The sequence below is a fragment of the Chrysiogenia bacterium genome (assembly GCA_020434085.1).
Classification (GTDB): domain Bacteria; phylum JAGRBM01; class JAGRBM01; order JAGRBM01; family JAGRBM01; genus JAGRBM01.
The window spans coordinates 1-11,614 of sequence record JAGRBM010000371.1 but is presented as its reverse complement, the minus strand read 5'-3'; the positions used below and the strand labels follow the sequence as shown (position 1 = coordinate 11,614).

The 11,614-nt window shown below is 63.2% G+C and carries 12 protein-coding genes; 6 read left to right on the top strand and 6 right to left on the bottom strand.

Annotated elements, in window-relative coordinates; genetic code table 11:
* A partial coding sequence (locus KDH09_12950; GenBank protein MCB0220601.1) for a hypothetical protein occupies nt 1-256 on the bottom strand: 256 nt, incomplete at its 3' end.
* A 198-nt stretch (nt 257-454) separates the two neighbouring features.
* Here KDH09_12950 and KDH09_12945 point away from each other — a divergent pair.
* The 5 genes from KDH09_12945 to KDH09_12925 all read left to right on the top strand — a co-directional run bounded on the left by KDH09_12945 (nt 455) and on the right by KDH09_12925 (nt 5,756).
* The gene (locus tag KDH09_12945) at nt 455-1,147 is read left to right on the top strand and encodes a DUF433 domain-containing protein (protein MCB0220600.1); all 693 of its coding nucleotides are present in this window, start codon (nt 455-457) and stop codon (nt 1,145-1,147) included.
* A complete protein-coding gene (locus KDH09_12940; protein ID MCB0220599.1) occupies nt 1,089-1,538 on the top strand; it encodes a hypothetical protein in 450 nt (149 codons plus the stop codon). The genes KDH09_12945 and KDH09_12940 overlap by 59 nt, the downstream gene beginning before the upstream one ends.
* Nucleotides 1,539-1,815: 277 nt before the next feature.
* The gene (locus KDH09_12935) at nt 1,816-3,048 is read left to right on the top strand and encodes an acyl-CoA dehydrogenase family protein (protein MCB0220598.1); all 1,233 of its coding nucleotides are present in this window, start codon (nt 1,816-1,818) and stop codon (nt 3,046-3,048) included.
* A gap of 255 nt (nt 3,049-3,303) precedes the next feature.
* Nucleotides 3,304-4,527 (top strand): acyl-CoA dehydrogenase family protein, encoded by a 1,224-nt coding sequence (locus tag KDH09_12930; protein ID MCB0220597.1) that lies wholly within the window; start codon nt 3,304-3,306, stop codon nt 4,525-4,527.
* Nucleotides 4,528-4,625: 98 nt separating this feature from the next.
* Nucleotides 4,626-5,756: an acyl-CoA/acyl-ACP dehydrogenase gene (locus KDH09_12925; protein ID MCB0220596.1), complete on the top strand. Its 1,131-nt coding sequence runs from the start codon at nt 4,626-4,628 to the stop codon at nt 5,754-5,756.
* 93 nt (nt 5,757-5,849) lie between these two features.
* Here KDH09_12925 and KDH09_12920 read toward each other — a convergent pair whose 3' ends face one another.
* From KDH09_12920 to KDH09_12905, 4 genes are all read right to left on the bottom strand, one after another.
* Nucleotides 5,850-7,457, bottom strand: coding sequence for an alpha-glucosidase (locus KDH09_12920; protein ID MCB0220595.1), 1,608 nt, complete (start codon nt 7,455-7,457; stop codon nt 5,850-5,852).
* 117 nt (nt 7,458-7,574) lie between these two features.
* Complete coding sequence (locus tag KDH09_12915; GenBank protein ID MCB0220594.1) at nt 7,575-7,955, bottom strand: DUF86 domain-containing protein; 381 nt, start codon at nt 7,953-7,955, stop codon at nt 7,575-7,577.
* Nucleotides 7,952-8,242, bottom strand: a complete 291-nt coding sequence (locus KDH09_12910) for a nucleotidyltransferase family protein (protein MCB0220593.1) — start codon at nt 8,240-8,242, stop codon at nt 7,952-7,954. Before KDH09_12910 ends, KDH09_12915 begins: the two co-directional genes overlap by 4 nt.
* 57 nt (nt 8,243-8,299) lie before the next feature.
* Entirely contained in the window at nt 8,300-9,460 is a 1,161-nt protein-coding gene (locus KDH09_12905; protein MCB0220592.1) for a GGDEF domain-containing protein, read from the bottom strand.
* A 161-nt stretch (nt 9,461-9,621) separates the two neighbouring features.
* Between KDH09_12905 and KDH09_12900 the strand changes: the two genes are divergently transcribed.
* On the top strand, nt 9,622-10,374 hold the full coding sequence (locus KDH09_12900; GenBank protein ID MCB0220591.1) for a hypothetical protein: 753 nt from the start codon (nt 9,622-9,624) through the stop codon (nt 10,372-10,374).
* Between the two features lie 136 nt (nt 10,375-10,510).
* On the opposite strand, the gene KDH09_12895 is transcribed toward KDH09_12900, so the two are convergent.
* Nucleotides 10,511-11,614: GMC family oxidoreductase (locus tag KDH09_12895; protein MCB0220590.1), on the bottom strand; the 1,104-nt coding region annotated here is incomplete at its 5' end.

Here is an 11,614-nt window from a genome sequence, read left to right as displayed (position 1 = left end):
GGGGTCGCTTCGTGCCGATGCTTGCGTTGGAGAGATCGCCTGCTCGCGGCAACGCCCTCCGGCCTTCCGACTTCGCCAAGGCTTCCTCGGACAAGTCGGAATCCTCTTCTCCCAGCAACGCCGCCTCGATCCCGTCGTAATGGGCCATCAGTCGCCGGCAGAAATCCTCGTCGCGAAGATCCACCTCCCGCCCGCGTTCCAACAGCTTGTCCGCCCGGCGCGCACGCCGCGCCAGATCCGCCATGTTCACCGCCATCGGGGCCTCCTTTCCCACAGGGAGCCCGGCCGCCACGCAGCACGCGGAAACGGGGCCCTCAGCCTACAAAGGAAAGGGTATCCGAGAGGTGTGACAGACTGCGTCCTTGTCAGGGGATCCATTCCTGGCCACTAGAATTTTGACACCCAATCAGATAATCTACGAATTGTTGAGGGCTTTGAGTTCGAGAACCCATCCATGAAAACAGCGACTTTGCAGGAACGTCGGCTCGCACGCCTGGAACAACCTTCCTATGGCGTTGCCGAGGCCGCACGGATTTTGGATATTCCGGCAAATACGCTGCGCTATTGGATCCGCGCGACCGGTGCCCGTCGAGCGGTTATCACACCAGCAGATCCCAAGAACGAGATTCTATCATTCGCAAATCTTATCGAGGCGTATGTCTTGAGCGCTTTGCGGCGCGAACATGAGGTTTCACTGCAAACGATTCGCAAATCGGTCGCGTATTTGCGCAAGCAATACCCTTCAAGACATCCACTCGCTGACTACGATTTTGCCACTGATGGAAAGCATGTGTTCCTCGAACGACTGAGCAATATCGAAAATCTGTCAAAGGAAGGCCAGATTGAACTGAGGAAAGTGATCGAAGCCTATCTCAGAAATATCAAGCGCGACTCGAGCGGAATCCCCATCAAGCTATTCCCGCGTGCAAGGTTTGAGCAGACGCGACCGACCAGAGAGATCGTTGTAAACCTGGATGTCGCATTTGGCCGTCCTGTACTTGCCCACAGCGGCGTCCGCACGGAAATCATCTATCAGCGGTGGCAGGCGGGCGAATCGCCTGAAGAACTTGCGCGGGATTACGAAACCAGTGAGCAGGCGATCCAGGAAGCGCTCCGCTACGAAGCGCGCGCGCGAAACGCCGCCTGAACGCGTCGTTTTCTTTACTGACAGGGACGTTGGGCGCTACATTATCCCTGAGGCGCTTCGTAACCTGGGCGAATCTGTCACAACAATTTTCGACGCATTTCCCAGCAATCACGAAAAAATCCCGGATGAACAATGGCTTGAACTTGTCGGGCGAAATCGCTGGGTTGCGATTACCTGCGACCAAAACATCCGTCGCAGGTACAATGAGCGCAAAGCGGTTATAGATTTCGAAGTGCGAGAGTTTGTATTCACATCTGGAAACCTTAGCGGACCACAAATGGCTGAAATCCTGGCGCTAGCCCTACCCGCCATTCATCGATTTCTGGGACGACACGAAGGGCCATTTATTGCCAGCATCAGCAAGAAAGGCATCGTGAAGCGATTGCAGTAATCGATGCGCTGTCTCATCGAGCAACCAGCTCCCTCCCACAATTTCCCTTCGAGTAGCGCTCCAATTCAGTACCCTAATTGCTTGCGTGCCCACGCAGACACACCTTCTCGTAGTTTGCCTTCTCTTCAATAAGATCACGGACCATATGCTCAAGTGCTAAAACAGGGTCCTACTGCCCACCCCAAAACCCATTGACCACCCCGCCAAACTAGTACACTATATAGCTCCCAATCGGGGGCGCCCTTGCGGCGGCCCCCGTGGCCCGGAGGGAGCGAGCATGTCCGTCAAATCCCGCAAGGATTCGCCCGAGCAGGCGGAGTTTCGCGCCTACTGCGCCAAGTGGCTCGAAGAGAACCGGCCGCCCAAGCCCGATTTCCGCATGCCGCAGTCGGCGCTCGAGGTCATGGACGATGCCCAGCGCGTCTACCTGCAGAACTGGCAGAAGCAGTGCTACGACGCGGGGCTGGTGGGTTGCGACTACCCGGCCGAGTACGGCGGCGGGGGCAAGAAAGACCTGCAGCGCATCGCCAACGAGGAGATGAAGCGCGCGAAGACGCCGTTTCTCATCCAGGCGATCGGGCTTGGCATGGTGGCCCCGACGATCCTGACCCACGGCACCGAGGAGCAGAAGAAGCGCTACATCCCCAAAGTCCTCTCGGGCGAGGAGATCTGGTGCCAGGGTTTCTCCGAACCGGGCGCGGGCTCGGATCTGGCCAATGTGCAGAGCGTCGCCGAGAAGAAGGGCGACAAATGGATCATCAATGGCCACAAGGTCTGGACCACGCTGGGGCACGTCGCCCAGTTCATGATCCTGCTGGCCCGTCACGACAAGTCCGACAAGTACAAGGGGCTCACCTACTTCCTCATTCCCATCGAGGGGCACCCGGGCGTGAGCGTGCGGCCGCTCATCAAGATGACGGGCGAGACCGGCTTCAACGAGGTGCTCTTCGAGGACGCGGAGATCCCCGATTCGATGCGCCTCGATGAGGTGGGCAAGGGCTGGGACGTGGCCATGACGACGCTGCTGCACGAGCGCGGGGCGGGCGGGCTGGTTCCCCCCGGCGCCGGCGGCGCGGGCATGGGCAGCGAGACCGTGGGGCGCAGCGCCTGGGAGCTCGTCGGCCTGGCCAAAGAGTGCAAGCGAGGCGGCAGGCCCGCGAGCGAGGACCCCATCCTGCGCGACAAGATCGTCGAGTCCATCATCAACGAGACGGCCATCCGCCAGAACGCGCGCCGCATGCGCGTGCCGGCGCTCAACGACCACCCGATGCGCCTGAACATGCAGCTCAAACTGCTCACCACCGAGCACCCCCAGCGCGTGGGCGAGATCGGGCTGGAGATCCAGGGCCAGCGCAGCACGCTCTACATCGGCGACGAGAATGCGCCGGCCGACGGGCGCTGGCCGCTGGCCTACATGAATACCTACGGTTCCACCATCGCCGGTGGCACGAGCGAAGTGCAGCGCAACATCCTGGGCGAGCGCGTGCTCGGAATGCCCAAATCCAAGTAGGAGGAGCGACGGCAGAAACGCCGCCGGCGGCCGGTTCTGGCCGGTTTGGGCTGCGACAAAGGCTGAACCCCGTATCATTGACTGACCAGTCAATCCCCCTTACCCTCACCGGGCCGACTCAAGGTGGGCGATGCTCAGGTCAGCGCGGGACGCGGGTTTGAGCGACGCGCCACCGGGGCGGCACTTGCGACGGGCTGGATCCCCGCGGGGCGGGACCGGCACTACTTTTCAAGAGGAGCGGAGGGAGCTTCCACTATGTCCGAATCAAAGAAAGACACACCCGAACAGGCCGAGTTTCGCGAGTACTGCGCGAAATGGCTGGCCGAGAACAAGCCGGCCAAGCCGAGCTTCCGGCTGCCGCAGTCGGGGCTCGAGGTGATGACCGACGAGCAGCGCATCTACCTGCAGGACTGGCAGAAGAAGTGCTACGACGCCGGGCTCATCGGCTGCGACTATCCCAAGGAATACGGCGGCGGCGGGCACAAGAATTTCCAGCGCATCGCCAACCAGGAAATGGCCCGGGCCGAGGTGCCGCTGCTCATCCAGATCATCGGTCTGGGAATGGCGGCGCCCACGATCCTGCACCACGGCACCGAAGAGGTGAAGAAGCGCTACCTGCCCAAGCTGCTGAGCGGTGAGGAACTCTGGTGTCAGGGCTTTTCCGAGCCCGGCGCGGGCTCCGACCTGGCCAACGTGCAGGCCTTCGCCGAGAAGAAGGGCGACAAGTGGATCCTCAACGGCCACAAGGTCTGGACCTCGCTGGCCCATTTTGCCCACTACATGATCATCCTCGTGCGCACCGACAAGAGCGACAAGTACAAGGGCCTGTCCTACTTCATCGTGCCCATCAAGGGTCACCCCGGCGTGACCGTGCGCCCGCTCATCAAGATCACCGGTGAGACCGGCTTCAACGAAGTCCTCTTCGAAGACGCCGAGATCCCCGACAGCCTGCGCCTCGACGAAGTGGGCAAGGGCTGGACGGTGGCCATGACCACGCTCCTTCACGAGCGCGGCGCCGCGCCGCTGGTTACCCCGAGCGCGGGCTCGGGCGGCGGCGACACCATCGGTCGCAGCGCCTACGACCTCATCCCGCTGGCCAAGGAGTGCAAACGCCACGGCAAGCCCGCGGCCCAGGACCCGGTGCTGCGCGACGAGATCGTCAAGAGCATCATCGAGGAAGAGGGCCTTCGCCAGAACATGCGCCGCGCGCGCGTGCAGGGCCTGACCGACCACCCCATGCGCATCCCGCTGCAGGGCAAGCTGGTGGGCACCGAGTTCATGCAGCGCGTGGGCGAGCTGGGCATGGAGATCGCGGGCCAGAAGAGTTCACTCTATTTGAATGACCCCAACGCCCCGGCGGGCGGCGGCTGGCCGCTCTCCTACATGAACACCTACGGCGGCACCATCGCGGCTGGTACCAGCGAAGTGCAGCGCAACATCCTGGGCGAGCGCGTGCTCGGAATGCCCAAGAGCAAGTGACGCCCGCAAGGGCGTCATCCTGAGCGCAGCCGAAGGATCGCGCTGACACGGCACCGATTCTTCGCCTCCGGCTCAGAATGACAAGGAAGGAAAAGACAATGGCACAGCCCAAAGACTTTGGATTCGGTGATGATGAGAAGCAGATGCGCGACATGGCCAAGAAATTTCTGGCCGAGCACTGCAACGTGGAAAAACTGCGCGGCCTGGTGGCCGGCAACCCCGATCCCGAACGTGACCCCGAGTGCCTGTGGGAAGAGTCCCAGTGGGACAAGGCCGTCGAGCTGGGATGGACCGCGCTGGCCGTTCCCGAAGAGGCCGGCGGCGTGGGCATGAGCATGGTGGCGGTCGCCGCCCTGTGCGAGGAAATCGGCCGCGCGGCCTGGCCCTCGCCGCTCGTTCCCACGATCAATGCCACCCTGGTGCTGCGCGAGTGCGGCACCGATGAGGCCAAGGCCTGGCTCGGCAAGATCGCCGAGGGCGAGTCCATGTCGCTGGCGATCACCAACGCCGATGGTAGCTGGGACCCGGCCGATACCGACGTCACCTTCAAGGACGGCAAGCTCTCGGGCACCGCGAGCTTCGTGCAGGACGCGCGCAAGGTGCGCAGCTTCCTGGTCTCCGCAAAAGACGGCAACAAGGTCAGCCTCCACGTCGTGAGCGCCGAGGCCGCCGGGGTCAAGATCGATCCCGACCACATCGTGGACCTCACCCGCGACCAGGCCCGCGTGAGCTTCAACGGCACCGAGCCCGCCGCCACCGTGAGCACCGACGGCGTCAAGGCGATCACCGCCGCCACCCCCGGCATCCTCACCGTGATCAGCGCCGACCTCGTCGGCTCTGGCGAGTGGCTCCTGCAGACCGCCAACGAATACGCCAAGGTGCGCGAGCAGTTCGGTCGCCCCATCGGTTTCTTCCAGGCGGTCAAGCACGGCATCGTCAACGTCATGCTCGACATCGACAAGGCCCGCAGCCTGGTCTACAACGCCGCGTGCGCCATCGATACCGAGCCCGAGAACGCCGAGACCTTCGCCCGCATGGCCAAGGCCAAGGCCAGCGACGCCGGCACCTTCGCCGGCGACCGCGCCGTCCAGTACCACGGCGGCATCGGCTTCACCTGGGAGTGCGACGTGCACCTCTACTTCAAGCGCAACCGCCACAACCAGTTCCTCTTCGGCGATGCCATCCACCACCGCCGCGCCCTGGCCGACGCCCTCATCGGCGCCGCGTAACAGGCACCGCCCGTTTCATTGGCAAAAAGAAAAGCCCGCCCCCAAAGGGGCGGGCTTTTTGTTTGCGGCTCGTCTCGTTACGCGCCCTCTCACTCAGCACGCATAAATCGTCGCCTCATACGGGTAGGCCCAGGCCCCGTCGCCAAGCGCAGCGCCCGCGTCCCGGTGCGTTGAGAACACCACCTTGCCGGGACGCGGGATTTCGATGGCTTTGCTGCGATTCGAGAAGTTGAGCACCACGCTCAGCTCGTCCCGGTGATAGATCAGGACATCTTCCGCGCCGCGATTTCCGTTTTCAATTTTGAGACCGCCCTCGCGCAGGGCCCGGTGGTCCTTGCGGCAGGCGATCAGGCGTTTGTGGAAGCTCAGCAGCGAGTCCGGATCGTCGCGCTGCCGTTCCACATTGCACATCCCGAACTCCGGGTGCACGGGTAGCCAGGGCCTCGCCGAAGAAAAACCGGCATGCTCGGAGCCCGACCACTGCATGGGCGTGCGCGCCGGGTCGCGCCCCTTGTGGAAGGGCCAGTATTTCTTTCCCACCGGATCGACGATTTCGCTCCGGCGAATCTTCAGGTCGCGCATCCCGATTTCCTCACCGTAGTAGAGGAACGGCGTCCCACGCATCGTCATCAGGAGCGCTGCCAACACTTTGGCCCTCTCGTGCGCATCCCTGCCCCCGAACCGGGTCAGGCTGCGGGGCTGGTCGTGGTTTGAGAGCACCGTGCAGGGCCAGGCTTTCTCGTGAATGCTCTCGTGGTACTCCCGCAACCGCGCGCGAAACGCACCCGCGCTCCATTTGGTGTACATGAGCGAGAAATCGAAGGAGAGATGAAGCTCGTCCCCGCGGCCCAGACAGCTTGCCGCCAGCCGCGCATCGGGGGTTTCGGAAAAGACCTCGCCCACCATCATCGCATCGTAGCGGTCCAGCAGTTCCCGGAGCTCCCCGAGCAGCTCGTGCAGTTCGGGCCGGTTGCGATCAAAAATGTGACGCTGCCAATCATAGGGGCGCGGCGTCGGCCCGAGCCCGAAGGGGTTGTCGCGGAACTGCGCGTCCTTGAAGAAAAAATTGATGACGTCGAAGCGAAACCCGGCCACGCCCATGTCGAGCCAGTATTTCAGCTCCGAAAATACCGCGGCCTTGACCTCGGGATTGCGCCAGTTGAGATCGGGCTGCTCTTTGAGAAAGGAATGCAGGTAATACTCGCCGGTCGTCGCATCCTTTTCCCAGGCGCCGCCGCCAAAGATCGAGAGCCAGTTGTTTCGCTTGCGGCGCCAGATGTACCAGTCGCGCTTCGGGTTCGTCTTCGAGGATCGTGACTCCACAAACCAGGGATGCAGATGCGAGGTGTGATTGAACACCCCGTCGAGAATGATGCGAATCCCGCGGCGGCGGGCTTCGCGAAGCAGCGTCCTGAAGTCTTCGAGCGTCCCGAACACCGAATCGATCGCGCGGTAGTCGCTGATGTCGTAGCCGAAGTCGTGCATGGGGGACTCGAAGATCGGCGAGAGCCAGAGCGCGTTGACTCCCAGGCCCTGGAGGTAGTCGAGCCGCCGGGTAATGCCGGGCAGGTCGCCGATCCCGTCGCCGTTGCCGTCCTGAAAACTGCGCGGGTAGATCTGATAAATGACGGCGCCCGACCACCACGGGCTTGAGCCGGCCGGTCTGCGCGCGCTGGACTTGTCGGGCATCTGCTGTTTCACTCTGTTCACAATCGGCAGGGGCCGGGACAGCGACCTCTTCAAACCGCAGCCGACGTAGAGCTGAACCCCCAAGCAACCGTGGCCTTTGCGGCTTCGGATAACGGGCAACTCAACGGGCTAGGCATTGGGATCTTCGACCGATTCAGCCAGTTCTCTTTCGAGCTCTTCAAGTGGCGGAAGGAGTGCTTCGACTTTCTCGATCAACACGGGCACATCCTTCTCGATCACCCGCCAGATTTCTGCAAGATCAAGAGAGTCGTAATCGTGCACCAGCACATTGCGAAAGCCTGCCATGCCGGACCACGGCAGATCGGGGTGTTCATTTCGATAATCGGCGGGTATTCGCTTGCTCGCTTCGCCGATCACCTGAAAATTTCGGATCACGGCATCCTGCGTCAGTGGGTCTCCGAGAAAATGAGCACGGCCCTTGCGCGTATAATCCCTGATTTTGCGAGCCGCTTCCAACACCTGCGCAAGATTGACCCGCGGATCTTTCAAAGTGCCCGCGCCTCACGGATGATCTTTCGTTTGAGCAGCCAGTAGATCGAGTCCTCGGTTAGAACGTCCACCGGGCGACCCAGCAGGGACTCGAGATCTTCCTTGAGCGCGGCCCGGTCAAAGAAGGTGCGATCGCTTTCCATTTCGACAAGAAGGTCGACGTCGCTTTCGTCACCAAAATCGCCGTGGAGAGCCGAACCGAAAATCCGCACATTGCGCGCACCATGACGCGCTGCCATTTCCAGAATGGCTTCCCGTTTGGTCGAAATTTCAGCCGGCAATTCCATGCGCGCCTCTCCGTTTGGAATGAAGTATATCAGGCGCGAACCCCGCCATGCCACCCCCTACCCCTCGACCCGGTTGCGGCCGTTTTTCTTGGCGCGGTAGAGATGCTGGTCGGCGAGTTCGAGAACCGTGTCGGCGTCGAACTCGCCCCGCACGGTGGCGACGCCCAGGCTGATGGAGATGGAGAAATCCGTCCCCTGCGCGCGGAAGACCAGGGATCCCACGCGCTCTCGAATGCGCTCGGCCACAACGCGCGCGCCCTCGCCATCGGTCTCGGGAAGCAGGACGATGAATTCCTCGCCGCCGAAGCGCGCGAGCAGATCGACGCCGCCGCGCAGGCCCTCTTCCATGGTGCGGGCTACCATGAAGAGCACGTCGTCACCGGTGGCGTGCCCCCAGGTGTCATTGACGTCCTTGAAGTGGTCGATGTCGCACATGAGCATGCTGAGCGGGCGATCGAGCCGCCGGGCGCGCACGCATTCCTTTTCGTAGGACTCGAAGAAATGGCGGCGGTTCATCACGCCCGTGAGCGAGTCGGTCTGTGAGAGCTCACGAAATTCGGCCTCGCGCTGCTGCCAGCGCGAGAAGACCTGCGACATGACAATCCAGATGAGCAGCAACAGGATCCACGTGCCGCCGATGCGCCCGGTCTCCACGACGAGCTGCAATTCGGGATTGCTGAACTTTGGAAACTCGTTGTAGAGCGGCGCCTGGGGGATGACATTGAAGTTCTCCAGCAGATACACCCCCGGCAGCAGGATGAGATAGGTCCACACCCCGTAGGTCAGTGCGCGCAGATCGAGCAGGGGGAGCGCGACGATCAGTCCCAGCGCGAAGGCGACCGTGCCGTTGGTGGCGTAGAAACCCGTGAAGTAGAAGGCGGTGATGACGATGATGTTGTAGAGCTCGACCAGCGTGACTTCGAACCAGAATACCTTGGCATGGCGCCGCCGGAGCCGCCGGCCGATCAGATAGAGCACCCCCATGACCAGCGCCCCCAGGGCGGCAGCGCACTGGGCCGGTTCGATGGCTGCGGTATTGAGAAGATGGGCGACGCGCGAATAGGGCAGGCGCAGCATGGCGGCAAGGACGACGAGCAGGGCGCCGGTGAGGATTCCGCAGAGCAGCAACGCCCGGTCGATGGGACGCCGGTCGAGCGAACGGCCGGCCAAGTCCATCAGCCGGGCAAAGCGCCCCCGCTCCTGCGATTGCTCCTCCATCGCGCGCTGCTCGCTCCCTCGATGTGCTGCTCAATGATCCCCGGCGTCTGTCGATTGTGGTCCCGCTGGGGCTTTCAGACAAGCGCGCGGTCGGTCCGTGCGTTGAATCGGGCGACCCTGCAGGTTATGCAGTAAGGCTGCAACGACGGAGGGAGCGCCCCATGAAGAAACTGCCCAGCCGCCTGCGCCGCATCTCACCGGGCCGCAAGATCGGGATCGCCGCCACCCGCGAGGGCGCCGACATCGACGCGCCGCTGTGGGCGATCAACTGGTTCGACTACCGGGTAAAGCGCGCATACGGGCTCTACAACGTGCTGGTCAGTCCCTCGGTGCTGCGCGTGGGCGGGCGCCTGCTCTTCAAGGGTGAGCGCATCACCCACCTGTCGGGAGACCGCGCCCTCTCGCGGGAAGTGCTGGCCATTGTTCACTACCCGGGCGCGCGCGGGTTTCTCAAGATGCTGGGCGATCCGTGGTTTCTCACGGTGAGCACCTTCCGCAACCTGGGCCTCAAAAACTTCGTCTTCGGCTTTACCCGCCGCACCGACGGCGGCGCGATGCCGCCGCGCAATCCATTCGGAAAGTCCGGGCGCGGCACCTACCTCATCCACCAGTTCCGCATCGAGATGGGCGCGCTGGGGCGTCAGCTCCCGGCCCTCGAACAGGCCGCCGATGAACTGGGCTGCCGCCTGCATTTTTCGGGCGAGTCCATCGCCAAGCTCATCGGTGAAAAGAAGTCGCTCTTTGGAAAGTCCGGCACCCGGAATCTTGAATACCCGCTCTTCTTCGACGCCATGACCCTCTGGGAAATTCCCGATCAGGGCGCGGCCCTTCGCCTGCAGGAGAGCGCCGCGTGGAAGAAGCTCCTCAAGGCAACCCACAGCGACGTCATCGGGATCTTCCGCCGCGTGATGTAGGGAGCGCTTGCGCCCCGCTAGTCGCTTCTCTCAATTTCTGTCATTCTGAGCGCAGCGAAGAATCGCGTCGTCGCATGCCACTGCCGCTTCAAACCGATTCTTCGCTGCGCTCAGAATGACAGTGTCGTGAAGCGAATCAGGCCTCCAGCAATCCCCCCGCGACGAGCGTCGCCAGACTCATGATGCTGTATTGCGGGTTGACGCCGATGGAAGTGGGGAAGAGCGAGGCGTCTCCCACGTAGAGGTTTTCGTAGCCGCGCACGCTGCCGTCGGCGTTGCACACCCGGCCGATGCCGCAGGTGCCCATGGGGTGGATGCTGCCGCCGACGAGGCGGCGCGCCGAAAGCTCTCTGGGGAGCTTGCGGTCGAGTTCCTTCACGCTGGTGGCGCGCACCGATCCGAGCATGAGCGGCGTCACCGCCTTTGCGCCCGAGGCGAAGGCCAGCGCGGCGAGCTTCAAAAAGGATCGGCGGATGATGTCGCGCTCCTCGGCGCCTGCCTGATAGCGCAGCGCCCGGCCCTTCTTCGTCGCACGTACCTCACCCCTGCCCAGCGCGTCGCGCACCAGGCATCCCCAGAATCCGGTGTTCTTGTGCTCGATGGCGTTGCGCAGGATGCCGGTCGCCGCCAGCGCGGGCAGCGTCAGGTGCGGCGGGATGCTGCCCAGCAGGAACATCATCCGGTCGGATTCCAGAAACTCGTCGCTGTAGACGCTCTGGGGAACGGCCTGCTGGCCCATGTCGATGGGCTCGTCGTAGTGCACGGCCAGCGCGCAGCCGGGGTGACTCATCAGGTTCTCGCCGATGCCCGGCGTCGTAACGCCGCTTTTCTGCAGGAGCACCGGCGTGAACACGGCGCCGCCGGCGACGACGACGCGACCGGCGTCGATGATGACCGACTCGCCGCGCTCATTTTTCGCCTCGACGCCGATGGCGCGCTTTCCCGAAAGCCGGATCTTCTGCGCCGGGGTTTTGAGCAGCACCTGCGCGCCGTGGTCGCGGGCGACCGGCAGGTAGGACAGATGCGTCGCGCGCTTGGCCTTTTCCGGGCAGCCCAGCACGCAGATCGCGCGGCCGGTGCAGCCGGGCGCGTTGCGCGGCACGGGCCCGCCGCTCCATTCGAGGGCGCGCACCCCGGCGAGCATCTTGCGCCCGTTGGCGCCGAGCAGATCATCCTCGGTGGGGCTCACCTGAATGAAGGTGTCGACCCGGTCCTCGGCCTCGGCAAAGCCCTCGATGCC

Bases quoted from the DNA above. Each gene is read 5' to 3' on its own strand.
- KDH09_12925 (MCB0220596.1), top strand. From the start codon at position 4,626: ATGGCACAGCCCAAAGACTTTGGATTCGGTGATGATGAGAAGCAGATG.
- KDH09_12910 (MCB0220593.1), bottom strand. From the start codon at position 8,242: ATGGAATTGCCGGCTGAAATTTCGACCAAACGGGAAGCCATTCTGGAA.
- KDH09_12900 (MCB0220591.1), top strand. From the start codon at position 9,622: ATGAAGAAACTGCCCAGCCGCCTGCGCCGCATCTCACCGGGCCGCAAG.
- KDH09_12945 (MCB0220600.1), top strand. From the start codon at position 455: ATGAAAACAGCGACTTTGCAGGAACGTCGGCTCGCACGCCTGGAACAA.
- KDH09_12930 (MCB0220597.1), top strand. From the start codon at position 3,304: ATGTCCGAATCAAAGAAAGACACACCCGAACAGGCCGAGTTTCGCGAG.
- KDH09_12905 (MCB0220592.1), bottom strand. From the start codon at position 9,460: ATGGAGGAGCAATCGCAGGAGCGGGGGCGCTTTGCCCGGCTGATGGAC.
- KDH09_12935 (MCB0220598.1), top strand. From the start codon at position 1,816: ATGTCCGTCAAATCCCGCAAGGATTCGCCCGAGCAGGCGGAGTTTCGC.